We start from the raw sequence: 25,257 nt of genomic DNA, 5'->3' as shown, positions 1-25,257 counted from the left end.
CTCCAGCGTAGGTGTCAGGCGTAGGTGCGGAAGCCGCGGCCCGTCTTGCGTCCGAGATACCCGGCGGTCACGAGGTGCTCCAGGAGTGGTGCCGGGGCGTAGCCGCGCTCGCGGAACTCCAGGTAGAGCTCCCGCTCGATCGCGAGCGACACGTCGAGGCCCACGACATCGAGCAGCTCGAACGGGCCCATCGGCAGGCCGCAGCCGGTCTTCATCGCGGTGTCGATGTCGTCGGCCGTCGAGTAGTTGGCCTCGAGCATCTTCACGGCGTCGTTGAGGTAGGGGAAGAGCAGCGCGTTGACGATGAAGCCGGCACGGTCGCCGCAGGTCACCGGGTGCTTGCCGATGGTGCGGCAGAGCTGCTGGACGGTGGCCACGACGTCGTCGGCGGTCGACACGGTGTGGACCACCTCGACCAGCTTCATCACCTGGGCGGGGTTGAAGAAGTGCATGCCGATGACGTCCTGCGGACGCGTGGTCGCGGCCGCGCACTCCACGACGGGCAGCGAGCTCGTCGTCGTGGCGAGGATCGCGCCCGGACGGCAGATCTCGTCGAGGTTCTCGAAGAGGGCCCGCTTGACCGTGAGGTCCTCGACGACCGCCTCGACGACGAGGTCGACCTGGGCGAGGTCCTCGAGGCGGACGCTGCCGCGTACGCGGGCGAGCGCCGCGTCACGCTCCTCCTCGGTGGCCTTGCCGCGCTGGACGGCCTTCTCGAGGCTTGTGGCGAGTGCGGCCTGCACCGCCGCGACCTTCGCCTCGGTGCGCGCCACGAAGGTGACGTCGAGCCCCGCCTTGGCGAAGACCTCGACCATGCCGGTGGCCATCGTGCCCGAGCCGACGACCCCGACCGATCGGACGGGGCGGGTGCCGGCCGCCCCGGCAGCGGCGCCCGACGGCGTCAGCGCGTCGTCGACGACCTGTGAGCTGCCGGGCTCGGCGTAGGTGTAGAAGCCGCGGCCGCTCTTGCGGCCCCTGAGGCCCGCGCTGACCATCTGCTTGATGATCGGGGTCGGCGCGTGCAGGCGGTCACGCCCCTGCTTGTACATCGTGTCGAGGATCTCGTAGGCCGTGTCGAGGCCGATGAGGTCCATCAGCGCGAGCGGGCCCATCGGGTAGCCGCAGCCGAGCTTCATGGCGGCGTCGATGTCCTCGCGCGTGGCGTACTTGCTCTCGTACATCGCGACGGCGTGGTTGAGGTAGCCGAAGAGCAGCGCGTTGGCGATGAAGCCCGCCTTGTCGCCGACGACGACCGGCTTCTTGCCGAGGCGCTCGGCGAGGGCCTTGACGTCCTCGAAGGTCCTGTCGCTCGTGATGACGGTCTTGATGACCTCGACGAACTGCAGCACAGGTGCCGGGTTGAAGAAGTGCATCCCGACGACGCGCTTGGGGTTGATCGTCGCGACGGCGATCTCGGTGACCGGCAGAGAGCTCGTGTTGGTGGCGAGGATCGCGTCGTCCGAGACGATCGCGTCGAGCCGGCCGAAGATCTCCTTCTTGAGGTCGAGGTGCTCGGGCACGGCCTCGACGACGAGCTGGCACTCCTTGAGGTCGGCCATGTCGCTCGTGAACTGCACACGGTCGTGCAGGGCGTCGCGGTCGGGCTCGCTCAGCTTGCCGCGGGAGACGGCCCGGTCGGTCGAGTGCTGCAGGACGCCACGGCCCTTCTCGACCGCCTCGTCGCTGACCTCGACCGCCACGACGTCGATGCCGTTGCGCGCGAAGACCTCGACGATGCCGGCACCCATGGTGCCGAGTCCGATGACGCCAACCTTGGTGAACTCACGAGCCATGGGTGCGAGTCTCGCAGAGGCCGCGCACCGGCCACACCCGCCCGGGGCGTGACGCTGCCCACGCGGCGTCGTGCCGGCTCCTCTAGGGTGGTCCGGTGCGTCTCGTCATAGCCCGCTGCAGCGTCGACTACGACGGTCGGCTGACCGCCCACCTGCCCCTCGCGACCCGGCTGCTCGTCGTCAAGGCAGACGGGTCGGTCCTCGTGCACAGCGACGGCGGCTCCTACAAGCCGCTCAACTGGATGTCCCCGCCGTGCACCATGGCCGAGGTCGAGCCGGACGAGGGGCTGGCCGCCGACGGCGTCGTCGCCGTCTGGCGCGTCCAGCACGCCAAGAGCGAGGACCGCCTGACCGTCCATCTCCACGAGGTGCTGCACGACTCGGACCACGAGCTCGGCGTCGACCCGGGCCTGGTCAAGGACGGCGTCGAGGCGCACCTGCAGAAGCTGCTCGCCGAGCACATCCACACCCTCGGGCACGGCTGGTCGCTCGTGCGGCGCGAGTACATGACCGCCATCGGGCCCGTCGACATCCTCGCCAGGGACTCGGCCGGCACGAGCGTGGCCGTCGAGATCAAGCGCCGCGGTGAGATCGACGGCGTCGAGCAGCTCACGCGCTACCTCGAGCTGATGAACCGCGACCCGCACCTCGCGCCCGTGACCGGTGTCTTCGCGGCGCAGCAGATCAAGCCGCAGGCGCGCACGCTCGCCGAGGACCGCGGCATCCGCTGCGTCGTCCTCGACTACGACGCCCTCAAGGGCATCGACGACGCGGAGTCCCGCCTCTTCTGACCCGCCGGGTCGTCCGCCGACCTGGTCGTATGCCGTGTGCCCTGGACGTGCCTCAGCGCAGGCCCTCGATCGGCTGGCGGGACACACCGTCGGCGTCGACGAGGAGCATGACCGGGTCGGTGGCCTCACCGCCGCGCACGACCACGACGGTCTCGCCGCGGTGCCGGTCCACGAGCTCCTCGAGTCCCGACGACCCGTCGTGCAGGTCACCGTGCCCGAGGTGAGCAGGCACCCCCAGGTCGTCGGCCAGGGACTCGACCGGGCCGGTGTCGGGGACGTCGTCGGCGGCATACACCGCCTGGACCCGCTCGAGGTGGATCGCGGAGGCGAGCCACGCGACGTCGGTGAGACCGGGAGGGTTGACGAGGACGAGTCGTGCCGCGCACTGCAGGTCGCTCATGCTCGCGACGCTACCCCTGCTCAGGCCGGCGCGGACTCGAGCACCGGGAGTCCACGTGCGCTCCGGATCACACCGACCATCTCGGCCATGATCTCGTTGAGCCCGAAGTCCTTCGGGGTGAAGACCATGGCGACCCCGGCCGCTCGGAGAGCAGCGGCGTCGGACTCCGGGATGATCCCGCCGACGATGACCGGCACGTCGCCGGCGCCGGCGTCGCGCAGGCCGCGCAGCACCTCGGGCACGAGCTCCATGTGCGAGCCGCTGAGGATGGAGATCCCGACGAGGTGGACGTCCTCCGCCACGGCTGCGGCGACGATCTGCTCGGGCGTCAGGCGGATGCCGTGGTAGACGACCTCGAACCCGGCATCGCGGGCGCGCACCGCCACCTGCTCGGCGCCGTTGCTGTGCCCGTCGAGGCCCGGCTTGCCCACGAGGATGCGCAGCCTCTCGCCCAGGTCTTCCCCGGTGCGGGCCACGAGGTCGCGGACCCGCGCCAGGGCGTCGCCGGGCTCGCTGGACCCGACGCCCACCGACCCGGAGACGCCGGTGGGAGCGCGGTACTCGCCGAACTGCTCGCGCAGGGCTGCGGCCCACTCCCCCGTCGTCACGTCGGCGCGCGCACACTCGAGGGAGGCCGCCATGAGGTTGGTGGTCGACGCGGCGTCGGCGCGGAGGCGCTCGAGGGCGGCCTCCGCCCGGGCCCGGCGCCCGGGGTCGGCGTCGCGGTTCTCCCGCCACACGCGTACGGCCTCGGCGGCGTGGCGCTCGACGTCGTGGTCGACCGTCTGGATCGCGGTCTCGAGGTCGGCGGTCAGCGGGTTCGGCTCGGTCGTCTCGAAGCGGTTGAGTCCGACGACGACCGACTCCCCCGACTCGATGCGCCGGCGGCGTTCGGCGTGGGAGGCGACGAGCGCTGCCTTCATGTAGCCGGACTCCACGGCCGCCACGGCACCGCCCAGCTCCTCGACCCGGGCCATCTCGGCGCGCGCACCCTCGACGAGGGCCGAAACCTTCGCCTCGACGACGTGCGAGCCGGCGAAGAGGTCGTCGTACTCGAGCAGGTCCGACTCGTACGCGAGGACCTGCTGCATGCGCAGGCTCCACTGCTGGTCCCACGGCCGCGGGAGCCCGAGCGCCTCGTTCCACGCCGGGAGCTGGATGGCGCGGGCGCGGGCGTCCTTCGACAACGTGACGCCCAGCATCTCGAGGACGATGCGCTGGACGTTGTTCTCGGGCTGGGCCTCCGTCAGGCCGAGGCTGTTGACCTGGACGCCGTAGCGGAACCGTCGGGCCTTGGCGTCGGTGATGCCGTAGCGCTCCCGCGTCAGCTCGTCCCACAGCTGCACGAAGGCGCGCATCTTGCACAGCTCCTCGACGAAGCGCACGCCCGCGTTGACGAAGAAGGAGACGCGGGCGACGACGCTCGCGAACTCGTCGGGCGGCACCTGACCGGAGTCGCGCACCGCGTCGAGCACGGCGATCGCCGTCGACATCGCGTAGGCGATCTCCTGCACCGGCGTGGCCCCGGCCTCCTGCAGGTGGTAGCTGCAGATGTTGATCGGGTTCCACTTCGGGATCTCGCGCACCGTGTAGGCGACGAGGTCGGTGATGAGCCGCAGCGACGGCGCGGGCGGAAAGACGTAGGTCCCGCGCGAGAGGTACTCCTTGATGATGTCGTTCTGCGTCGTGCCGGACAGCGCCTGCACCCACTCGGCCGGCTCCTCGCCGGCCGCCTCGGCCTGGCGCTCGGCGGTGACCTGGTAGAGCGCGAGCAGCCACATCGCCGTCGCGTTGATCGTCATCGAGGTGTTCATCTCGCGCAGCGGGATGCCGTCGAAGAGGGCCGCCATGTCGCCGACGTGGCTGACCGGGACACCCACCTTGCCCACCTCGCCCCGCGAGAGCACGTGGTCGGGGTCGTAGCCGGTCTGGGTCGGCAGGTCGAACGCGACCGACAGCCCGGTCTGTCCCTTGCCGAGGTTGCGACTGTAGAGGGCGTTGCTCGCAGCGGCGCTCGAGTGGCCGGCATACGTGCGCATGACCCACGGACGGTCGGGCGTCACCCGAGTGGTGGGGGGCGGCGTGCTCTCCGTCGAAGACATGGCTCGACGGTAGCGGCGGCCCCGCGCGGCGAGGAGTCGCTCAGGCGGTGAGAGGCGCCACAGTCGCCGACGGATGGCCACCGACCGCGACGTGGCGAGGGGTGGCGAGGAGGCGGTCGAGACGGCAACCGCGCAGCAGGCGGGTCGTGCGCTCGCTCGCGTCGACGAGCAGCAGCCGACGCTCGGCACGCGTGGCCCGCCGGTGGAGGTGGACGATGACCCCGAGACCCGTGGCGTCGCCGATCTCGGCATCACGCACGTGCAGGCGCAGCTCGCCGGGCCCCTGCGAGATGACCGCATGGATCGCGTCGCGGATGTCGGGCACCGTGTGGACGTCGAGGCGCCCCTCGATGATGACGTCGTGGCCGTCCGGCGCCTCGAGTACCCGGACCAGACCCCTGCGGTGGGTGTTCAGCGTCATGTGGACCCCTTCCAAACGCTGTGACGTCAATCATGATGACGTCTCGGTCGGCCGAAACGCTGCCCCTTGGAGTCAAGAACTGGTCAAGAAAATACGAACATCGCGGGTCGAACCGAGCGCCGCTTCGGGACGCTCCGGACGTTCGTGACGAATCAGTCGAAGGGGAGCTCGTCGTCCGGCTCGCGGGTGACGTCGGCACCCAGCGCGCGCAGCGCCTCCTCGAACCGTGGGTAGCCGCGGTCGATGTGGTGCACGCTGCTGACGAGCGTCTCGCCGTCGGCCACCAGACCGGCCAGCACCAGGGCGGCGCCGGAGCGGATGTCGCTGCTGACGACCGGTGCCCCCGAGAGGATCTCGACGCCGTGAGTCATCACGTGGTGCCCGTCGATCTGGGCGTCGGCCCCCAGGCGCGCGAGCTCCTGCACGGTGCGGAAGCGCGCCTCGAAGAGGTTCTCCGTCACCATGGCCGAACCGTCGGCGACGGCGTTGTAGGTCAGCGCGAAGGGCTGCAGGTCGGTCGGGAAGCCCGGGTAGGGCAGCGTCGCCACGTCGAAGGCGCGGGGACGCCGCTCCCGGGCCGAGACCCGGAAGCCGGCCTCGGTCACCGCGACGTCGCAGCCCGCCTGCTCGAGCGCGCCGAGGGGGGCCCGAAGGTGCTCGGCCACGCCGCCGACCACCTCGATGTCGCCGCGGGTGGTGGCGGCTGCGAAGGCCCACGTGCCGGCCGCGATGCGGTCGGGGACCACGGCATGGCGGGTCGGACTCAGCACCTCGACACCGTGGACGGTGAGCCGGGACGTGCCGGCGCCCTCGACGCGGGCGCCCATCGAGACCAGCATCTCGGCGATGTCGACGATCTCCGGCTCCCTGGCGACGTTGTCGATGGTGGTCGTGCCGCGGGCCAGCACTGCTGCCGTGAGGATGTTCTCCGTCGCCCCGACGCTCGGGAAGTCGAGCCGGATGTCGGCTCCCTGCAGCCCGTTCGGAGCCGTTGCCACGAGGTAGCCGTGGGTCACGTGAACCTCGGCCCCCAGGGCCTCGAGGCCGGCGGCGTGCAGGTCCAGGCCGCGCGAGCCGATGGCGTCACCCCCGGGCACCGCGACATCGGCCTCGCCCACCCGGGCCACGAGCGGCCCGAGGACGGAGATGGACGCGCGCAGGGCCCGGACGAGCTCGTAGTCGGCGCGGTGACCGATGCGTTCCGGCACGTCGAGCACGACGACACCGGCCTGCGGGTCGTAGTCCACGCCCACGCCCAGGCGACGCAGCAGCTCGGCCATGATCGTGACGTCGGCGATGGCCGGGACGTTGGTCAGCGTCGTGCGACCGACCGCCAGCAGGGCCACGGCCATGAGCTTCAGCGCGCTGTTCTTGGCTCCGACGACGGCCACCTGGCCCACGAGGTGCGCGCCGCCGACGACGCGGAATCGCTCTCTCACCCGAGCACCCTACCGGGGCCCTCCACGCGGGCCGGCCGACCGCCGGTGGGCGCGCGGGGGGTGAGAGAGTGACCCCATGGTCAACCTCACGCGGATCTACACGCGAACCGGCGACGACGGCACGACGAGCCTCGGGGACTTCTCCAGGGTCAGCAAGAACGACGCCCGGCTGCACGCGTACGCCGACTCCAACGAGGCGAATGCCGCCATCGGCATCGCCGTCGCGTGCGGGGAGCTCCCGGAGGAGGTCGTCGCGACGTTGCGCCGCGTTCAGAACGAGCTCTTCGACGTGGGCGCGGACCTCTCGACGCCGCTGCGCGAGACCTACGACTACCCGCCCCTGCGCGTCGAGCAGCCCTGGGTCGACGACCTCGAGAAGGACTGCGACCACTACCTGGAGCAGGTCGAGAAGCTGCGGTCGTTCATCCTGCCCGGCGGCACGGCCGGGTCCGCCTACCTGCACCTCGCCACGACCATCGTCCGGCGCGCCGAGCGGTCCGCCTGGGCGGCGATCGACCAGCACGGCACCTCGCCTGCGCCCACCGCGCCGGCCGGGTCCGAGCCGAAGGAGGCCCGCGGCGTCGGCGGCGTCAACGTGCTGACCGCGAAGTACCTCAACCGGCTCTCGGACCTGCTCTTCATCCTCGCGCGCATCGCCAACAAGCCGATCGGCGGGGACGTGCTGTGGCAGCCCGGTGGCGGCCGCGTCGAGAAGCCCGAGCGCGCCGAGAAGCACTGACCCGGCCACCGGGCACGCCGCTCAGCCGGCGAGCCGGTCCGCCGCCGCTGGCCCAGCGCCTGGTCAGGCAGTAGACCCCGCAGCCCCGTCGTCAGGGCGCAACAGGTGCGCGACCTGGCGCACGATCAGACTCCGCCATGAGGCGTCCGAGTCAGGCGACGTTGACGTTGTAGCCCGGAGGCGAGGCCTCCTGCCAGGACCGCAGCGCGGTGTAGGCAGGCCCCTGCAGGGCGAGGTCGAAGCGGTGGTCGCCGTCGCTGCACGGCACCCGGCTCGCGCCCGGCAGCAGCGGGATCGAGTCGGCCCCCTGCAGCAGCAGCGGCGCCTCGAGGAGCAGCCGCTGGCGCAGCCAACGCCGCTTGGGGCGCAGGGAGACGCCCCCGAGGGTGTACCACTCGAGGGCGTTGTCGCCGAAGCGGATGAGGCCGAGGCGCCAACGTTCGGTGCCGGCCCGGCGTAGGCCGCAGAGCGTCAGCGGCAGGCCCCTGGCGATGTAGCGGCGGCGCAGGTAGGTCGTCGCGAGGACGACCACCGCGGCCACCAGCAGCGTGCCGATCACGACCTCGGTGGAGATCAGAGCGGACGGCACGCGGCGACCTCAGTTGGCCTGGAGCGACGAGGCGTCGACGTGCTCGGCGACGATCGTCACCACGTCGGAGTCGACGGAGAGGAAGCCACCGTCGACCATCACCGTGCGGCGCTCGCCCTCGAGCGACTCGATGGAGACCTCGCCCTCGACGAGCACGCCGAGCAGCGGGGTGTGGCCGGGCAGGATGCCGAGCTCACCGGAGATGGACCGGGCGCGTACGAACTTGGCCTCGCCCTCCCAGACCTTCCGGTCGGCGGCAACCATCTCAACCTTGAGCGAACTCACGTTTCCTCCGGATCGTGGGGGTGTGCCGCCGAGTTTAGTGCCTCTGGCAGGATGCTCCGAACGCGCGGGGTCCGGCTTCGCCGACCCCGCTTCCCGACCCTCCACAAGGAGTCCCGACCATGAGCACCACCGTCTCCGAGGCCCTCCTCGAACCGTCGCGCCGGCCCGTGGCCGTCACGGCCCTCACCGACGTCGTCGACGCCGAGGTGGCCGACAAGTCCGGGATCGGCGGTGTCGCCGTCAAGGCCGGCTACGCCACCGTCAAGAAGCTCGGCGGGGGCTTCGTGCAGCGCGCCACCGACCGTCTGCTCCCGCAGTTCGCCACGGCCCTCGACCCCTTCTGGGCCACGAAGGGCGACCGTCCCTTCGGCGACCACCTGGCCTCGCAGCCCGAGACCGTGGCCGACGCCCTGCTCGCCGTGACGGACGCCAGGGCGGCGAGCACGTCGCACGCCTCCGCGGCCAAGGTGTACGGCTCCCTGCGGGGCAAGGCCAAGGACCACGTGGTGGCCGCCCTGCCGCGCCTGGGTGCGGCCGTGGAGCGCCTCGTCCGCTGACGACCCCGAACACGTATGCGGCGGGGGCCGCGTCATGCGACCCGGCCCCGCCGCACACGGGGACAGACGAGGGCAGGCGGGGCTCAGTCCGCGCGAGGACGCTCCGCGGGAGCGGGTGCCTGTCGCGCACCGGCCTGCGCCTGTGCCGCCGGGGCGGGGACGCCCTGCGCCCGAGCAGCGGCCTGGGCCTGGGCGCCCGGGCCCGCGTCGAGCAGGTCCGCCTGCTCGTGTGGGCGGTCGTGGGCCAGGCGCGGCAGCTCAGGGCCGAACTCGTCGCCGAGGTCGGCGATGGCCTGTCTGGCGAACACCTGCTGCTCGGTGACCACGCGCTCGGAGCGACCGCGACCGATGAAGGTCACCACCCAGTGCAGCAGCGTGGTGATGCGGTGCTTGAAGCCGATGATGTAGACGAGGTGCACCGCGAGCCACAACACCCAGGCGAAGAAGCCGCTGAACTGCGCCTTGCCGACCGATGCCACGGCTGAGAACCGCGAGATCGTGGCCATGGAGCCCTTGTCGAAGTACTCGAACGGGCCCTTGGGCTCGCGGCCGTCGAGGCGCCGCATGATCTGCTCGGCGGCGTAGCGCCCGCCCTGGATCGCCACCTGCGCCACTCCGGGGAGCCGGTTCAGCGACATCATGTCGCCGACCACGAACACCTCCGGGTGCCCCGGGAGGGTGAGGTCGTCCTGGACGGCGATGCGGCCGGCGCGGTCGAGCTGGGCGCCCGTCTGGTCGGCCAGCTGGCGCCCCAGCGGCGAGGCGCTCACCCCGGCCGCCCACACCTTGCACACCGACTCGATGCGCTCGCGTCGGCCGTCCTGGTGCTCGACCTCGATGCCGGTGGAGTCGACGTCGACGACCTTGGCACCGAGGCGCACCTCGACGCCCATGTCCGTGAGTCGCTCGACCGCCCGCTCCCCCAGCTTCTCGCCGAACGAGCCGAGCACCGCGGGAGCCGCGTCGAGGAGGATGACCCTCGCCTTGGTGGGGTCGATCCGCCGGAAGTCGCGGCGCAGCGTGCGCTTGGCGAGCTCCGAGATCTGCCCCGCCATCTCGACGCCCGTGGGTCCGGCCCCGACGACGACGAACGTCATGAGGCGGTCGATCTCGGCCTGCGTCGAGGCCAGCTCGGCCAGCTCGAACGAGCCGAAGATCCGGCCGCGCAGCTCGAGGGCGTCGTCGATGGACTTCATGCCGGGGGCGTGCCGGGCGAACTGGTCGTTGCCGAACCAGGACTGGCCGGCCCCGGCAGCCACGATGAGGGAGTCGTACGGCGTGACGGTCTCGCGCCCGACGGTCGTGTGCGTCACCGTCCGCGCCACCAGGTCGATGTCGGTCACCTCGCCGAGCAGGACCGTGGCGTTGGGCTGGTTGTGCAGCACCTCACGCGTCGAGGGGGCGATCTCGCCCTCGGACAGGATGCCGGTGGCCACCTGGTAGAGCAGCGGCTGGAAGAGGTGGTGGGAGGTCCGGGCGATCAGGGTGACGTCGACGTCGGCTCGCTTCAGCCGCTGTGTGCTGAACAACCCGCCGAAACCCGATCCGATCACCACGACCCGATGGCGGGGGGCCTGCTGGGTGGACGTGCTCACGATTCTCCTTGGGCTGGGTGGAGGTGCTGGTCCCGTCGGCGCTGACGTCGTTCATCTGTGCCAACACTGGGAGGCGTACCCGCATGCCCGCCGGTGACGCGAAGAGCCCGGATACGACGAGGCGGGGAGGCGCCCCACCAGGGCACCTCCCCGCCTCGGGAGTGTCGAACCGCTCTCGTCAGAGACCGGTCAGAGGTTCTTCTGGATGTCGGCCCACTGGCGCTCGACGTCGTCGAGGCCACCGCACATGAAGAAGGCCTGCTCGGCGACGTGGTCGTACTCGCCGTCGGCGATCTTGGTGAACGCCTCGATCGTGTCGGACAGCGGAACGGTGGAGCCCTCGATGCCCGTGAACTGCTTCGCGACGTAGGTGTTCTGCGACAGGAAGCGCTGGATGCGACGGGCCCGGTTGACGAGGATCTTGTCCTCCTCGGAGAGCTCGTCGATACCGAGGATCGCGATGATGTCCTGCAGCTCCTTGTTGCGCTGCAGGATCGAGCGGATGCGCACCGCGGTGCTGTAGTGCTCCTGCGTCACGTAGCGCGGGTCGAGGATTCGCGAGGTCGAGGTGAGCGGGTCGACGGCGGGGTAGATACCCATCGACGCGATGTCACGGGACAGCTCGGTCGTCGCATCGAGGTGCGCGAACGTCGTGGCCGGGGCCGGGTCGGTGTAGTCGTCGGCCGGCACGTAGATCGCCTGCATCGAGGTGATCGAGTGACCACGCGTGGAGGTGATGCGCTCCTGGAGCGTGCCCATCTCGTCGGCGAGGTTGGGCTGGTAGCCCACGGCGGACGGCATACGGCCGAGGAGGGTGGAGACCTCCGAGCCGGCCTGCGTGAAGCGGAAGATGTTGTCGATGAACAGCAGCACGTCCTGCTTCTGGACGTCGCGGAAGTACTCCGCCATCGTCAGCGCCGACAGGGCGACGCGAAGGCGCGTGCCCGGCGGCTCGTCCATCTGGCCGAACACGAGGGCGGTCTGCCCGAGGACGCCCGCCTCCTCCATCTCGACCATGAGGTCGTTGCCCTCACGGGTGCGCTCACCCACGCCGGCGAACACCGACACACCACCGTGGTCACGGGCGACACGGGCGATCATCTCCTGGATGAGCACCGTCTTGCCGACACCGGCACCACCGAAGAGGCCGATCTTGCCACCCTGGACGTACGGGGTGAGCAGGTCGATGACCTTGATGCCCGTCTCGAACATCGTGGTCTTGGACTCGAGCTGGTCGAAGGCCGGGGCCTTGCGGTGGATCCCCCACCGCTCCTTGACCTGGAGCGTCTCGCCCTCGGTGAGGTTCATGCACTCGCCGGTCGTGTTGAACACGTGGCCCAGCGTCACGTCGCCGACAGGGACGGTGATCGGGCCGCCGGTGTCCTGCACGACGGAGCCGCGCACGAGGCCGTCGGTCGGCTGGAGCGAGATGGCGCGGACCATGTTGTCGCCGATGTGCTGGGCGACCTCGAGGTTGAGGTTCTTCGTCTCGCCGGAGAGGGTGACCTCGGTCGTGAGCAGGTTGTACTGCTCGGGCATGGCCTCGACGGGGAACTCGACGTCGACGACCGGGCCGATGATGCGGGAGATGCGTCCGACGCCGCCCGCGGGCGGGGCCGTCCACGTGGTGTCGCTGACAGTTGCAGTCATGGTGGTCTGCTTCCTTACCTGTGGGCGTTACTTCTGGGCGTCGGCGAGGGCGTTGGCGCCGCCCACGATTTCGCTGATCTCTTGGGTGATGCCGGCCTGGCGGGCCTGGTTGGCGAGGCGCTGGTAGGTCTTGATCAGCTCCGTCGCGTTGTCGGTCGCCGACTTCATCGCGCGCTGGCGGGCGGCGAGCTCGGACGCCGCCGAGCTGAGCAGGGCGGTGTAGATCCGGTTGCGGACGTACTTCGGCAGCAGCAGGTCGAGGACCTCGGCGGCGCTCGGCTCGAAGGAGTACTCCGGCGGGATCTGGCCCTCCTCGTAGTGGTGCACGCTGAGGTCCAGGCTCTCGTCGTGGCCGGCCTCGTCGGCCTCGACGACCTCGAGGGGCAGCAGGCGCAGCACGTGCGGGTCCTGCCGGACCATGGAACGGAACCGGGTGAAGACGACGTGGATCTCGTCGTGCCCGCCCTCGGCCGTGTCCTTGAGGAAGTCTGCGGTGATCCGGTCGGCGATCTCCTTCGCGTTCTCGAACGTCGGGGCGTCGGAGAAGCCCGTCCACTCGGCCGCGTAGGGGCGCTTGCGGAACTTGTAGTAGCTCACGGCCTTGCGACCGACGAGGTAGGGCACGACCTCCTTGCCCTCGGCGGTCAGGCGCGAGATCAGCTCCGCGCTCTCCTTGATCGCCGCGACGGAGTAGGCACCGGCAAGTCCGCGGTCAGCCGTGATGACGACGACGCCGGCCCGCGTGGCGGTCTCCTTCGCCGTCGTCAGCGGGTGGTCCTCGTTCGTGTTGGTCGCCACCGCCGACACGGCGCGGGTCAGCGCGGTCGTGTACGGCATCGCCTCGGTGGCCCGCTGGCGGGCCTTGACGACGCGGGCGGCGGCGATCAGCTCCATCGCGTTGGTGATCTTCTTGATGGAGTTGACGGACTTGATGCGCTGGCGGTAGATCCGCATCTGCGCTCCCATGTGCTCCGCCTCTCTTGATGTCGTAAGTCTGCGTTCGTGGGGTGGATCGGGTCTACCCCGATGCCGTATGCCGTTGGGCTGCCCCGGAGCGCCCGCCCAGCCGAGCGGGCGCCCCGGGGGCACGGGGCGTGCAGCCCCGTGCCCGGTTACTTCTGCTTGACGATCTGCGCCTGGGTGATCTGGTCGTCGGCGATCTCGTCGAACTCCTCGTTGCCCGCCTCGAGACCGTCCCGACCGGTGCCCCGGAAGGTGAACTTGACCTCGTCGACCACCTTGGCCAGGGCCGTCTCGGTGTCGTCGTCGAGCTTGAGGGTCTCGCGGATGGTCTGCAGGATGCGGCCCTCGCGACGCAGCGTCTCGAGCAGCTCCTGCTCGAAGTTGCGGACGTCCTCGACGGCGACGTCGTCGAGCCGGCCGGTCGTGCCGGTCCAGATCGAGACGACCTGCTCCTCGACGGGGTAGGGCGAGCTCTGCGGCTGCTTGAGCAGCTCGACGAGGCGCGCACCACGGGCGAGCTGGGCCCGCGACGCGGGGTCGAGGTCGGAGGCGAACATGGCGAACGCCTCCATGGCGCGGAACTGCGCGAGGTCGAGCTTGAGACGACCGGCGACCGACTTCATCGCCTTGATCTGCGCGGCGCCGCCGACTCGGGAGACCGAGACGCCCACGTCGATGGCCGGTCGGACGTTGGCGTTGAAGAGGTCGGCCTGCAGGTAGATCTGGCCGTCGGTGATGGAGATGACGTTGGTCGGGATGTACGCCGAGACGTCACCCGCCTTCGTCTCGATGATCGGCAGGCCGGTCATCGAGCCGTGGCCCAGGTCGTCGGAGAGCTTCGCGCAGCGCTCGAGGAGGCGGCTGTGCAGGTAGAAGACGTCGCCCGGGTAGGCCTCGCGGCCCGGCGGACGGCGCAGCAGCAGCGACACGGCGCGGTAGGCCTCGGCCTGCTTGCTCAGGTCGTCGAAGACGATGAGGACGTGCTTGCCCTGGTACATCCAGTGCTGGCCGATGGCCGAACCGGTGTAGGGGGCGAGGTACTTGAAGCCCGCCGAGTCCGACGCGGGGGCGGCGACGATCGTGGTGTACTCGAGCGCGCCGGCCTCCTCGAGGGTGCCGCGGACCGACGCGATGGTCGAGCCCTTCTGGCCGATGGCGACGTAGATGCAGCGGACCTGGGCGTCGGGGTCGCCGGACTCCCAGTTGCGCTTCTGGTTGATGATCGTGTCGATCGCGACCGTGGTCTTGCCGGTCTGGCGGTCGCCGATGATCAGCTGGCGCTGGCCGCGCCCGATCGGCGTCATGGCGTCGATCGACTTGATTCCGGTCTGGAGGGGCTCGTGCACCGACTTGCGCTGGACGACGTTGGGCGCCTGCAGCTCGAGCGCACGCCGCTCGCTGCTCTGGATGTCGCCGAGCCCGTCGATCGGGTTGCCGAGCGGGTCCACGACCCGACCCAGGAAGGCGTCGCCCACCGGGACGGAGAGGACCTCGCCCGTGCGCTTGACGGTCTGGCCCTCCTCGATGCCCGCGAAGTCACCGAGGACGACGACCCCGATCTCGTGGACGTCGAGGTTGAGCGCGAGGCCCAGCGTGCCGTCCTCGAACTGGAGCAGCTCGTTGGTCATGGCCGAGGGCAGACCCTCGACGTGAGCGATGCCGTCACCGGCGTCGGTGACGCGGCCGACCTCTTCGCGGGAGGCCGCGCCGGGCTCGTAGGACTGGACGAACGAGTCCAGTGCGTCCCGGATCTCCTCCGGACGGATCGAAAGCTCCGTCATGTCAGATCTTCTCCTCGGTTTCGACCCGCAAGGGCCGGTGGTTGTTCACAGCTGGTGGTGGACGCCTCAGGCGCCCATGGCCCGGCGGGCCGCGTCGAGCTTGCGGATGACGGTCCCGTCGATGACCTCGTCACCGATCTCGACCTTGACCCCGCCCAGGACCCGGGGGTCGACGACGGTGTTGACGTGGACCGTGCCGCCGTAGAGGGCGGCGAGCCCCGCCGCGAGGCGGGCGCGGTCGTCGTCGGTGAGCGGGACGGCCGAGGTGACGACGGCCGTCTGCTGCTCGCGGCGGCTCGAGGCCGTCTCGAGGTAGTGCTCCACGACCCGGTCGAAGCGACGACCGCGCGGAGCGACCACCGCCTGGCGGGCCAGCACGAGGGTCTCGGGCGTGACCTTGTCGCGCAGCAGCGACGACACGAGGTCGCCCCGCTTGTCCGCCGGCGCCTGCGTGTCGGACAGCGCCGCGCGCAGGGCCGGGTCGGCGGCGACGATCCGCTCGAAACGGAACAGCTCGTCCTCGAGCCGGTCGGCACGGCCCGCGACCTCGGCCTCGGCGATGACGGCCTCGACGGCATACGACTCGAGGGTGTCGGAGAGGTCGCGCTCCGAGCTCCACCGCTGCGTGAAGACGCCCTTGAGCACGACGAGCGCCTCGGCGCTGACCTTGCCCGAGAAGAGCCGCTCCGCGAGCTGGGCCTTGTGCGCCCCCTCGCGCGAGGGGTCGGCGACGGCGCGACGCAGGGTCGCGCTGCCGTCGATCACGCCGACGACCGCGAAGAGCTCCTCGGCCAGCCGCGCACGGTCGACACCGGCCGCGAGCACGCCGGTGAAGACCCCGCGGCTCGCCGCCGCTGCTGCGCGTGAGGGTCCCTGCATCAGCGGTCCCCGACCTTCTCACGGACGACGTCGCCCGACTCGAGCTCGGCGAGGAAGCGCTCGACGATGCCCTTCTGGCGGGTCTCCTCGTGGAGGGACTCGCCGACGATGCGGCTCGCCAGGTCGGTGGAGATGCGGCCCACGTCACCACGGAGCGAGACGACCGCCTGCTGGCGCTCGGCCTCGATCTGCTTGTGCGCCGTCTCGGTGATCCGGGCCGCCTCGGACGCCGCGTGCTCGCGCATCTCGGCGAGGATCTGGGCGCCCTGGGCCTTGGCGTCCTCGCGGATGCGGGCGGCCTCGGAGCGGGCCTCGACGAGCTGCGCCTGGTACTGCTCGAGCGCGGCCTGGGCCTGCGCCTGGGCCTCCTCCGCCTTGTTCATACCGCCCTCGATGGCCGCCGTGCGCTCGGCGTAGATCTGCTCGAGACGCGGGACGACCGTGCGCTTCACGATGACGTAGAGGATCGCGAAGACCACGAGGCCGAAGATGAACTCCAGCGGGTGCGGGATGATCGGTGCCGCGGTGGCCCAGAAGCCGCCCTCGCCGCCGTCGGCGGTCACGGTCACTGCTTGCATGAGGGTCTCCTAGAGAGAAACGAACGAAGCTTCGGAGTGCCCGGGGGCGTCAGGCCTTGAAGACGAACGCGAGCGCGATACCGAAGATGGCGAGCGCCTCGGTGATGGCCATGCCGAGGAAGGCGATCGGCTGGAGCATGCCGCGGGCCTCGGGCTGACGAGCGACGCCGTTGATGTAGGCGGCGAAGATCAGGCCGACACCGATACCGGGGCCGATGGCGGAGAGGCCGTAACCGAGGATGGCGATGTTGCCGGTCATGTTGATTCCATTTCCTTCTGGTCGGTCCCGCTGGCGGTTACCAGCGGGGCTTGGTGAAGCGTGGGTGGAACGGGTGGAGCTGGTCGTGCTGGTAGGTGCGGCCGTCAGTGCTCGTCGGCCAGGGCGCCGCCGATGTAGAGCGCGGCGAGGAGGGTGAAGACGTAGGCCTGCAGGAACTCGACCAGCAGCTCGAAGAGCGTCATGACGAAGGCGAAGATCCACGTGACACCGCCGGCGATGACGAGGATGCCGCCGTTGGTGAGCATGTACCAGCCGCCGGTGATGAACAGCACGATGAGGATGTGGCCGGCGAACATGTTGCCGAAGAGTCGCAGGGCGAGCGTGACCGGCCGCGTGAACAGGTCGGTGATGAGCTCGAGGATGAAGATCGGCCCGATCATCGCCTTGGGCAGGCCCGAGGGGACGAGCGACTTCCAGTAGCCGAGGAAGCCGTGCTTCCGCATGCCGACGACGTGGAAGATGACCCAGACGAGCAGGGAGAGCGCGATCGGGAAGCCGATGCGGCTCATCGTCGGGTAGCTGAAGGGCGGCAGGACGCCGAACACGTTGTTCACGAGGATGACCATGAACAGCGAGAACAGCAGCGGGACGAACTTGAGGAACTCCTTGGACCCGATGAGGTCCTTGGCGATGCCGTTGCGCACCAGGCCGTAGACCGCCTCGGTGGCCATCTGCCCGCGGCTCGGGACGATCGCCTTCTTGCGCGTCGTCGCCAGGAGGTACCAGACGAGCAGGATGGCCGAGGCGACCATCAGCAGGATCGGGCGGGTGATGGCCCAGGGACCGCTGGTGCCGAACAGCGGCTGCCAGAACTCGCTGACTCCAGGGGCCTCGAAGTCCGTCGGTGCGGCGGCAACGATGCTCACGGATTACTCCTTCGTACGTTCTGGGCGCTTGCGCCGGCCAGCGGCATCAGCAGTTCAGGGGCAGTGCAGGGGGCGTGGTCGAGGGCTTGACCCCGGTTCGGCAGCTCGGCGGGCGAGGCGCTGTTCGGCGGCACGGTGCTCGGCCGCACGCGGGAGGTCAGGATCGGCAGTCTGCTCAATGGGTACCGTATCGGAACCAGATGAGGTATAGCGACAAGGCCATCCCGCCCACGATCCCGGCTCCGACCAGCCACGACGTGCCCAGCCAGTGGTCGGCGAGGGCGCCGAGCCCGCCGTAGACCAGCGGTCCGGTCAGCAGGTACGCGACAGCCCGCCAGGCGGAGTCCTGCTCGCGCCGGTTGAACGCCTGCAGCTGCTCCCGGCGCTCCTCCTCGGTGGGCTCGGTCGGCTCCGTGGGCTCGGGGGGCACTGGCGGCTCGCCGGTCTGGTCCCGGTCGGGGCGCGCGTCGTCGGGATCGCGAGGCGTCGGTGTGCTCATGTCGGTCTCCGCTCTCACGGCTCATCACGCGGCTCCGGCCTCGGCGGGCGGTCGAGGGAGGCCTCACCGTCGGGGTCGTACGCGAAGATCCGCAGGCGCTTGTAGGCGCGCATCTCGAAGAAGAGCCACACCACGGCGCACACCGTGATGGACAGCCCGATGGCGTAGCCGGAGGCCCACGCGACGTCGCGCAGCGCGAACATCACGACGCCGAGCACGAGCACCTTGAGGGTGTAGGTGGCCATCACCACCATCATCGTCGTGGTCGGCGCCAGATCGGCCGTGCGCTTCATGACGAGGAGCGTCAGGCTGAAGAAGAAGATGACGAGCGCGGCGCCGAGCGCGGCCGACCAGCCGGCCTTCGGGCTCGAGAAGAGGCCGACGACGACGCAGACGAGGCCGGTGACCGCCGTCGGGAGCAGGGAGCCCCGGAGGAGCTGCGCGAACGCATCGGACTGTGATGCGTTGCCGGCCGGTGTGGCGCTCAAGGAGGACCTGCCTGGGTGGGTCGGGAGGCGTGGTGCGGTGGCTCTCCCAGGCTGCGGCGGACTCGTCGAGGCGCGGGACCTGGGGTGTGCGAGGGGCACTTTCAGCACCTCCGGCGGCCTTCTCAGACTGCCCTCAGGTGCTTGTGAATGCTATCACAAGCGCTCAGAAGGCCTCCACCGCGGGAGCCAGACCGTGAGCACGACCCCCATGGCCGCGGCCGCCCCCACGACCGCTAGCGGGCGCAGCCCGTCCCAGATCACGAAGGACACCGAACCGAGGGCCACGATGGCGGCCCAGAGGTAGAGGATGAGCACGGCCCGGCGGTGGCCGTGGCCGATCCTCAGCATGCGGTGGTGCAGGTGCATCGCGTCCGGGTGCCAGGGTCGCTTCCCGGCGCGCGTGCGGCGCACGACGGCCAGCAGCATGTCGAGCAGCGGGAGCAGCAGGACGGCGAGCGGCACGAGGATCGGCAGGAAGGCCGCGGACACGTCGTTGGAGCTGACCTGTCCCGGGTCGACGTTGCCGGTCAGGGTGATCGTGGCGGCCGAGAGCAGCAGCCCCAGCGTGAGCGCCCCCGAGTCCCCCATGAACAGGCGCGCGGGATGGAAGTTGTGCGGCAGGAAGCCCGCGCAGCAGCCGACCAGGGCGGCGCAGATGAACGTCGCCGTCGAGAAGACGTTGGCCGGCACGAAGGAGCGGGACACGAGGTAGCTGTAGATGAAGAACGCGAAGGCGGCGATCCCCACGACGCCGGCCGCGAGCCCGTCGAGGCCGTCGATGAAGTTCACCGCGTTGGTCGAGGCGATCACGACGAGCACGGTGAAGAGCACCAGCACGGGCGTGGGCAGGATCGTCGTGCCGAAGATCGGCAGGGACAGCAGCTGCACCCCGGTGTACGCCATGAAGCCGGCTGCCAGCATCTGGCCGGCCAGCTTGGTCAGCCAGTCCAGCTCGCGGATGTCGTCGAACGCCCCGAGCAGGCACACGATTCCGCCCGCCGCGACGACGCCGAGGATCTGCTTCGTCGAGAAGAGCGTGCCGAGGTAGGGCAGCGCCCTCGCCACCAGCGCCGCCGCGACGAAGCCGATGTAGATCCCCACTCCCCCGAGTCGCGGGATCGGCGTCTTGTGGACGTCGCGCTCACGGACCGCCGTGAACGCGCCCGTCGCCACGGCGAGGCTGCGCACGAAGGGTGTGGCGAGGTACGTGACCGCCGCGGCCACGATGAGGACGAGGACGTACTCGTGCACCTACCGACCTTCGCTCGGGAGCCGACGCTGGGACGTACGGGCTCTTCAGCGAGGGTATGCCGGGAAGCGCGTCACGAGGTCGGTGACCTCCGCGCGCACCTGCTTGCTCACCGCGTGCTCGGGGTCCGCGTCGCCCTTGGTCACGGCCTGGTGGATGAGGGAGGCGATCTGCTTCATCTCCTCCAGGCCCATCCCCTGGGTCGTCACCGACGGCGTGCCCACCCGGATGCCGGAGGCGACGTTGGGCTTCTGCGGGTCGAACGGGATGGCGTTCTTGTTGAGGACGATGCCGGCCGCGTCGGCCCGCTCCTCGGCCTCCTTGCCGGTGACGCCGACCCCCTGCAGGTCGAGCAGCGACAGGTGGGTGTCGGTGCCGCCCGTGGTCGGACGGATGCCGAGCTCGAGCAGGCTCGCCGCGAGCTGCTGGCTGTTGGCGATGACGTCCTTGGCGTACTCGGCGTACTCGGGGGTGGCGGCCTCCTTGAAGTTGACCGCCTTGGCCGCGATGGTGTGCATCTGCGGGCCGCCCTGCATCATCGGGAAGATCGCCTTGTCCATGGCAGCGGCGTGCTCGGCCTTGCACACGAGCGCGCCGGAGCGCGGGCCGCGCAGCACCTTGTGCGTCGTGAAGGTCACGACGTCGGCATACGGCACCGGGGAGGGGATCGCCTTGCCGGCGACGAGCCCGATGAAGTGCGCGGCGTCGACCCAGAGGATGGCGCCGACCTCGTCGGCGATGGCGCGGAAGCGCTCGAAGTCGATCAGGCGCGGGATGGCCGAGCCGCCGGCGCAGATGACCTTGGGTCGGTGCTCCCTGGCGAGCGCCTCGACCTGGTCGTAGTCGATGTCCTCGGTCTTCTGGTCGACGCCGTAGTGCACGGCGTTGAACCACTTGCCGGAGAAGGAGACCTTCGTGCCGTGGGTCAGGTGGCCGCCCATCGGCAGCGCCATCGCGAGGATCGTGTCGCCGGGCGACATGAAGGCGCCGTAGACGGCCTGGTTCGCGCTGGCGCCCGAGTGGGCCTGCACGTTCGCGTGGTCGGCGCCGAAGAGGGCCTTGGCCCGCTCGATGGCGATCGTCTCGGCCTTGTCGACCTCGGAGCAGCCGCCGTAGTAGCGACGGCCCGGGTAGCCCTCGGCGTACTTGTTGGACAGCGTCGAGCCCAGGGCCGTCAGCACGGCCGGCGAGCTGATGTTCTCGCTCGCGATGAGCTGCAGGCCGCCGCGGATGCGGTCCAGCTCGGAGAGGAGCACTCCCGCGATGTCCGGGTCGAAGGACTGCAGGGCGCCGAAGTCGGAACCGTAGAACGTGTCGTCAGCCATGAAGGATCTCCGGGTGGGTCGGGAGTGGGGCGCGAGCGCGGGCCAACTCTATTGGGTCGGGCCGTGGTCGTCCGCCGGCCGTTCGCCGGTGGACACGTCGGCCGGTACGTCTGCGGGTGGCTCCTCCTCGGGGGCGGGCGCCTCCAAGGGCGGCTCCGGCTCGAGGGCGGCGTCGACGTCGGCCTGCGAGAGCGCACCGAGGCGCAGGGTCACCGGCGTCTCGCCGGTGCAGTCGATGATCGTCGAGGGCTGCCCCTCCCCCGCCGTGCCGCCGTCGAGGTAGACCGCCACCGACTCGCCGAGCATGGCCGACGCCTCGCCGGCCGTGCGCGCCGCCGGGTCGCCGGTGGTGTTGGCGCTCGTCACGGCCATCGGGCCGATGTCGCCGAGCAGCTCGAGGGTGATCTCGTGGTCGGGGACGCGCAGCGCCACGGTGCCGTTGGTCTCACCGAGGTCCCAGTGCAACGACGTCTGCGCCTTGAGCACGAGGGTCAGCGGCCCGGGCCAGAACTTCTCCATGAGCCGCTGCGCGTAGTCGGGCACCTGCGTGGCCAGCCCCTGCGCGGTGCGCGCGGTGGGGATCAGCACCGGCGGCGGCATGTCGCGTCCCCGGCCCTTCGCGGCGAGCACCGAGGCGACGGCGGTGGCGTCGAAGGCGTCGCAACCGATGCCGTAGACGGTGTCGGTCGGGAGGACCACGATCTCGCCACGTCGGACGGCGGCGGCGGCGGCCGGGATGCCTTCGGCTCGACCGGCGGGATCGGTGCAGTCGTAGCGCTCGCTCACGCCCCGAGCCTACTGGGGAGCGCTGGGAAGCCCGTCGGAGGTCCGGGTCAGCGGGAGCGGCGGGCCGTCGTCACCCGAGGGCGACCGGAGAGGTCGTCGTGGTCGGCCACGTCGGTCCAGCCACCCGCCGCAGCCAGCCGGCGCGGCAGGCTCTCCCCCTGCGAGTCCGCGTGCTCGAGGAGGACGAGGCCGCCGGGACGGAGCAGCGTGGCTGCCACCCTCGCCACGGCGAGCGGGATCGCCAGTCCGTCCTCGCTGCCGCCGTAGAGCGCCACCGCGGGGTCGTGGTCGCGCACCTCCGGGTCGAGCGGCACGGCGCCGACAGGGATGTAGGGCGGGTTCACCGTGACCACGTCGACGCCGTTCGTCCAGTCCGGGAAGCACGGCTGGGTGGCATCGCCCTCGACGAGGTCGAGGTCGAGGGCGAGACGGTCGCGGTTGGCCACAGCCCAGGCGTATGCGTCGGGCGAGATCTCGACGCCGCGGACCTCCGCGTCGGGCCGCTCCTCCTTGACCGACAGCGCGATCGCCCCGGAGCCGGTGCACAGGTCCACGACCCGGACCGGCGCATCCGCGCGAGATGCAGACACCCGGTCCACCTCGGCGAGCGCCAGCTCCACGAGCAGCTCCGTCTCGGGGCGCGGCACGAAGACACCCGGCCCCACCGAGAGGGTGAGCCGGCGGAAGTGGGCGCGGCCGGTCAGGTGCTGGAGCGGCACCCGGCGCGCGCGCTCGTCGACGAGGACGGCATACCTGCTCGGAAGGGTGCGGCCGCCGAGCACCATGAGCCGACGGACCTCGGAGGCGTCCACCCCGAGGGCGTGGGCCGCGAGCTCGACGGCGTCGACGTCGGCAGAGGCGACCCCCGCCTCGCGCAGCCGCGCAGCCGCGCCCCGGACGCCCACGCGCAGGTCGATCGTGCCCTCCGTCACGGGCGTGAGCCGTCGTCGGCGAGCGCGGCGAGCTTGGCGGCCTCGTCGGCGTCGAGCGCCGACTGCACGACGGGGTCGAGGTCGCCGTCGAGCACGGCGTCGAGGTTGTAGGACTTGTAGCCGGTGCGGTGATCGGAGATGCGGTTCTCGGGGAAGTTGTAGGTGCGGATGCGCTCGGAGCGGTCGACGGTGCGCACCTGGGAGCGACGCGCGGCGCTCGCCTCGGCGTCGGCCTCGTCCTTGGCCATCTGGTGCAGGCGGGCGCGAAGGACCCGCATCGCGGCCTCCTTGTTCTGCAGCTGCGACTTCTCGTTCTGGCAGGACACCACGAGCCCGGTCGGGACGTGCGTGATGCGCACGGCGGAGTCGGTCGTGTTGACGCTCTGCCCGCCCGGACCGCTGCTCCGGTAGACGTCGATGCGCAGGTCGCCCGGGTCGATGGTCACCTCGACCTCCTCGGCCTCGGGCATGACGAGCACGCCGGCGGCGGAGGTGTGGATGCGGCCCTGGCTCTCGGTCACGGGCACCCGCTGCACGCGGTGCACCCCGCCCTCGTACTTCAGCCGCGCCCACGGGCCCTCCGCCAGGCCGGGGGTGCCCTTGGAACGGACGGAGACGCGTACGTCCTTGTAGCCGCCGAGGTCGCTCTCGGTGGCGTCCTCGATGGCCGTGCGCCAGCCGCGCTGCTCGGCGTAGCGCAGGTACATCCGCAGCAGGTCGCCGGCGAAGAGCGCGGACTCGTCGCCTCCCTCGCCGGCCTTGACCTCGAGGATGACGTCACGGTCGTCGTCGGGGTCGCGCGGCACCAGCATCCGGCGCAGGTGCTCCTGCGCCGCGGCCAGACGCGCCTCGAGAGACGGCACCTCCTCGGCGAACGACTCGTCCTCGCCGGCCAGCTCCCGGGCCGCGGCGAGGTCGTCGCCGGCGGCCTGCCACTCACGCGCCGCCGCGACGGTCGGAGCCAGTGCGGCATACCGCTTGTTGAGGGTGCGCACGAGGTCCTGGTCACCGTGGACCGCGGGGTCGGCGAGCTGCTGCTCGAGCTCGGCGTACTCGTCGAGGATCGACTGCACGGATTCCAGCACGGAAGGCCCTTCGGGTGGCGGAACGGAGGTGGGTACGACGAACGCCGGCCCCCGACGACCGAAGTCGTGGGAGCCGGCGTGCGGGAGACCTACTTGGCGGCCTTCTTGCCGTAACGGGCCTCGAACCGGGCCACGCGGCCACCGGTGTCGAGGATCTTCTGCTTGCCCGTGTAGAACGGGTGGCACTGCGAGCACACGTCCGCGGCGATCTTGCCGGAGGTCTCGGTGCTGCGCGTGGTGAACGTGTTGCCACAGGTGCAGGTCACCGTGGTCTCGACGTACTGGGGGTGAAGGTCCTTCTTCAACGTTGTCTCCTCGAGGTGGTCGGCCGGGTCGGTGTCATGGCTGCTCGCGCTGGGGAGCCGCTCTCCCGTGAACCGGTCCGAAGGAAGAGTGTGCCAGAGAGGCGCACCTCCTCCCAAACGCAGCCGGTGCGCACGGCATTCCCCGCATCGGCTTCCTCCGCGTGCAACGATCCGCCGAGGCAACGGTGTCCTCCAGGACGACGAGGCACAGCGAAGGACACCGGAGACCGTGGACAGGGGGCGGACGTGCGCCGAAGGAGCTCTGGGGGCGTGGCCGCGGCCCTCGTCATGCTGCTCGCGGTCGCCGGCTGCACCCACAGCACCTGCTCGTTCGACCCTTGTCCGGACGTGCCGCCGGAACGCGCGGGCTTCGTCACCGGGACGGACCCCTCGGGCACGGTGCGGTGGAGCACGACGATCGCCGACCTGGTCTCACGCTCACCCACCGTCGGCAACAGCTACGTCGTCCTCGAGGGGTGCCACGCCACCCATCTCGTGCAGGTCGCGAGCGGCGCCGTCACGACCCCCGACGACCTGACCGGGGTGCTGGGGGTGGTCGGCGGCCAGGTCGTGGGGTTCCCCAAGGAGGGCACGGACGACGCCGTGCTCGTCGGCGAACCCGTCGCCGGAGGGCCCGGCCGTTTCTCGTGGAGCGAGACGCCCGACGACCGTGACGCGCGGGCCCGCTACCGCTCCTCTGCCGTGCTCACCACCACATCGGTGCTCGGCGTGCTCGACCGCGCCCTCGTCGTCCAGACGCCCAAGGCCGACCGGTGGGAGCGCACCGACGTGCGGCTGCCCGTCCGCTCGCAGGTCGGGGAGCGCCTCCTCGTCGTCGACGCCGACCACGTCGTCGTCCCGGGCGACGACGGTTCGGTGC

27 protein-coding genes are annotated in these 25,257 nt (G+C 70.8%); 4 read left to right on the top strand and 23 right to left on the bottom strand.

Translation table 11 applies throughout. The annotated features are described in order from the left end of the window. Window positions 1-14: 14 nt before the first annotated feature. A complete protein-coding gene (locus ABD194_RS13705) occupies window positions 15-1,793 on the bottom strand; it encodes a 3-hydroxyacyl-CoA dehydrogenase family protein (protein ID WP_343992246.1) in 1,779 nt (592 codons plus the stop codon). 95 nt (window positions 1,794-1,888) lie between these two features. Between ABD194_RS13705 and nucS the strand changes: the two genes are divergently transcribed. Then, window positions 1,889-2,584, top strand: a complete 696-nt coding sequence (nucS, locus tag ABD194_RS13700; protein WP_343992244.1) for an endonuclease NucS — start codon at window positions 1,889-1,891, stop codon at window positions 2,582-2,584. 52 nt (window positions 2,585-2,636) lie between these two features. Here the strand turns inward: nucS and ABD194_RS13695 are convergent, their stop codons facing one another. The 4 genes from ABD194_RS13695 to murA all read right to left on the bottom strand — a co-directional run bounded on the left by ABD194_RS13695 (window position 2,637) and on the right by murA (window position 6,946). Next, entirely contained in the window at window positions 2,637-2,984 is a 348-nt protein-coding gene (locus ABD194_RS13695; RefSeq protein WP_343992242.1) for a hypothetical protein, read from the bottom strand. Between the two features lie 20 nt (window positions 2,985-3,004). Beyond that, window positions 3,005-5,023, bottom strand: coding sequence for a protein meaA (locus tag ABD194_RS13690; RefSeq protein ID WP_343994151.1), 2,019 nt, complete (start codon window positions 5,021-5,023; stop codon window positions 3,005-3,007). A 103-nt stretch (window positions 5,024-5,126) separates the two neighbouring features. After that, entirely contained in the window at window positions 5,127-5,507 is a 381-nt protein-coding gene (locus tag ABD194_RS13685) for an STAS domain-containing protein (RefSeq protein ID WP_343992240.1), read from the bottom strand. A gap of 152 nt (window positions 5,508-5,659) precedes the next feature. After that, window positions 5,660-6,946, bottom strand: coding sequence for a UDP-N-acetylglucosamine 1-carboxyvinyltransferase (murA, locus tag ABD194_RS13680; RefSeq protein ID WP_343992238.1), 1,287 nt, complete (start codon window positions 6,944-6,946; stop codon window positions 5,660-5,662). Window positions 6,947-7,022: 76 nt separating this feature from the next. Here murA and ABD194_RS13675 point away from each other — a divergent pair, with 76 nt between their 5' ends. Further along, window positions 7,023-7,685: a cob(I)yrinic acid a,c-diamide adenosyltransferase gene (locus ABD194_RS13675; RefSeq protein ID WP_343992236.1), complete on the top strand. Its 663-nt coding sequence runs from the start codon at window positions 7,023-7,025 to the stop codon at window positions 7,683-7,685. Between the two features lie 151 nt (window positions 7,686-7,836). On the opposite strand, the gene ABD194_RS13670 is transcribed toward ABD194_RS13675, so the two are convergent. Then, window positions 7,837-8,274, bottom strand: a complete 438-nt coding sequence (locus ABD194_RS13670; RefSeq protein ID WP_343992234.1) for a DUF2550 family protein — start codon at window positions 8,272-8,274, stop codon at window positions 7,837-7,839. A gap of 9 nt (window positions 8,275-8,283) precedes the next feature. Beyond that, window positions 8,284-8,559, bottom strand: a complete 276-nt coding sequence (locus tag ABD194_RS13665; protein ID WP_343992232.1) for a F0F1 ATP synthase subunit epsilon — start codon at window positions 8,557-8,559, stop codon at window positions 8,284-8,286. Window positions 8,560-8,678: 119 nt separating this feature from the next. On the opposite strand from ABD194_RS13665, the gene ABD194_RS13660 reads away from it, so the two are divergent. After that, entirely contained in the window at window positions 8,679-9,116 is a 438-nt protein-coding gene (locus tag ABD194_RS13660; RefSeq protein ID WP_343992230.1) for a DUF6918 family protein, read from the top strand. Between the two features lie 83 nt (window positions 9,117-9,199). Here ABD194_RS13660 and ABD194_RS13655 read toward each other — a convergent pair whose 3' ends face one another. The 16 genes from ABD194_RS13655 to rpmE all read right to left on the bottom strand — a co-directional run bounded on the left by ABD194_RS13655 (window position 9,200) and on the right by rpmE (window position 24,377). Next, the gene (locus tag ABD194_RS13655) at window positions 9,200-10,711 is read right to left on the bottom strand and encodes an NAD(P)/FAD-dependent oxidoreductase (RefSeq protein WP_343992228.1); all 1,512 of its coding nucleotides are present in this window, start codon (window positions 10,709-10,711) and stop codon (window positions 9,200-9,202) included. A 189-nt stretch (window positions 10,712-10,900) separates the two neighbouring features. Further along, window positions 10,901-12,361, bottom strand: a complete 1,461-nt coding sequence (gene atpD / locus ABD194_RS13650; RefSeq protein WP_343992226.1) for a F0F1 ATP synthase subunit beta — start codon at window positions 12,359-12,361, stop codon at window positions 10,901-10,903. 27 nt (window positions 12,362-12,388) lie between these two features. Further along, window positions 12,389-13,327: a F0F1 ATP synthase subunit gamma gene (locus ABD194_RS13645; RefSeq protein ID WP_343992224.1), complete on the bottom strand. Its 939-nt coding sequence runs from the start codon at window positions 13,325-13,327 to the stop codon at window positions 12,389-12,391. A 146-nt stretch (window positions 13,328-13,473) separates the two neighbouring features. After that, complete coding sequence (gene atpA / locus ABD194_RS13640) at window positions 13,474-15,105, bottom strand: F0F1 ATP synthase subunit alpha (RefSeq protein WP_343992222.1); 1,632 nt, start codon at window positions 15,103-15,105, stop codon at window positions 13,474-13,476. Between the two features lie 66 nt (window positions 15,106-15,171). Further along, the gene (locus tag ABD194_RS13635; RefSeq protein ID WP_343992220.1) at window positions 15,172-15,984 is read right to left on the bottom strand and encodes a F0F1 ATP synthase subunit delta; all 813 of its coding nucleotides are present in this window, start codon (window positions 15,982-15,984) and stop codon (window positions 15,172-15,174) included. Further along, entirely contained in the window at window positions 15,984-16,562 is a 579-nt protein-coding gene (locus ABD194_RS13630; RefSeq protein ID WP_343992217.1) for a F0F1 ATP synthase subunit B, read from the bottom strand. The genes ABD194_RS13635 and ABD194_RS13630 overlap by 1 nt, the downstream gene beginning before the upstream one ends. 49 nt (window positions 16,563-16,611) lie before the next feature. Continuing rightward, the gene (atpE, locus tag ABD194_RS13625; RefSeq protein WP_026863922.1) at window positions 16,612-16,821 is read right to left on the bottom strand and encodes an ATP synthase F0 subunit C; all 210 of its coding nucleotides are present in this window, start codon (window positions 16,819-16,821) and stop codon (window positions 16,612-16,614) included. 104 nt (window positions 16,822-16,925) lie between these two features. Further along, entirely contained in the window at window positions 16,926-17,708 is a 783-nt protein-coding gene (gene atpB, locus ABD194_RS13620) for a F0F1 ATP synthase subunit A (RefSeq protein WP_343992210.1), read from the bottom strand. 175 nt (window positions 17,709-17,883) lie between these two features. Next, the gene (locus ABD194_RS13615) at window positions 17,884-18,207 is read right to left on the bottom strand and encodes a hypothetical protein (protein WP_343992208.1); all 324 of its coding nucleotides are present in this window, start codon (window positions 18,205-18,207) and stop codon (window positions 17,884-17,886) included. A 14-nt stretch (window positions 18,208-18,221) separates the two neighbouring features. After that, a complete protein-coding gene (locus tag ABD194_RS13610; protein WP_343992206.1) occupies window positions 18,222-18,695 on the bottom strand; it encodes a Cg1360 family ATP-synthase-associated protein in 474 nt (157 codons plus the stop codon). A gap of 153 nt (window positions 18,696-18,848) precedes the next feature. After that, entirely contained in the window at window positions 18,849-19,946 is a 1,098-nt protein-coding gene (locus ABD194_RS13605; RefSeq protein ID WP_343992204.1) for a glycosyltransferase family 4 protein, read from the bottom strand. Between the two features lie 45 nt (window positions 19,947-19,991). After that, window positions 19,992-21,269 (bottom strand): serine hydroxymethyltransferase, encoded by a 1,278-nt coding sequence (locus tag ABD194_RS13600; RefSeq protein WP_343992202.1) that lies wholly within the window; start codon window positions 21,267-21,269, stop codon window positions 19,992-19,994. 48 nt (window positions 21,270-21,317) lie between these two features. After that, window positions 21,318-22,055 (bottom strand): L-threonylcarbamoyladenylate synthase, encoded by a 738-nt coding sequence (locus ABD194_RS13595; RefSeq protein WP_343992200.1) that lies wholly within the window; start codon window positions 22,053-22,055, stop codon window positions 21,318-21,320. Between the two features lie 47 nt (window positions 22,056-22,102). Then, window positions 22,103-22,987, bottom strand: coding sequence for a peptide chain release factor N(5)-glutamine methyltransferase (gene prmC / locus ABD194_RS13590; RefSeq protein ID WP_343992198.1), 885 nt, complete (start codon window positions 22,985-22,987; stop codon window positions 22,103-22,105). After that, window positions 22,984-24,072 carry a peptide chain release factor 1 gene (prfA, locus tag ABD194_RS13585; protein ID WP_343992195.1) on the bottom strand — a complete coding sequence of 363 codons (1,089 nt, stop codon included), beginning with the start codon at window positions 24,070-24,072 and terminating at the stop codon, window positions 22,984-22,986. The genes prmC and prfA overlap by 4 nt, the downstream gene beginning before the upstream one ends. Window positions 24,073-24,161: 89 nt before the next feature. Continuing rightward, window positions 24,162-24,377, bottom strand: a complete 216-nt coding sequence (gene rpmE, locus ABD194_RS13580; RefSeq protein ID WP_142184528.1) for a 50S ribosomal protein L31 — start codon at window positions 24,375-24,377, stop codon at window positions 24,162-24,164. Between the two features lie 270 nt (window positions 24,378-24,647). Here rpmE and ABD194_RS13575 point away from each other — a divergent pair. Further along, the coding region (locus tag ABD194_RS13575; RefSeq protein WP_343992192.1) for a hypothetical protein at window positions 24,648-25,257 on the top strand (610 nt) is incomplete at its 3' end.

It is taken from the genome of Terrabacter terrae (assembly GCF_039529575.1).
GTDB lineage: Bacteria > Actinomycetota > Actinomycetes > Actinomycetales > Dermatophilaceae > Terrabacter > Terrabacter terrae.
Note: the sequence above shows the minus strand (reverse complement) of the source record. Positions and strands in the feature narration are given on the sequence as shown.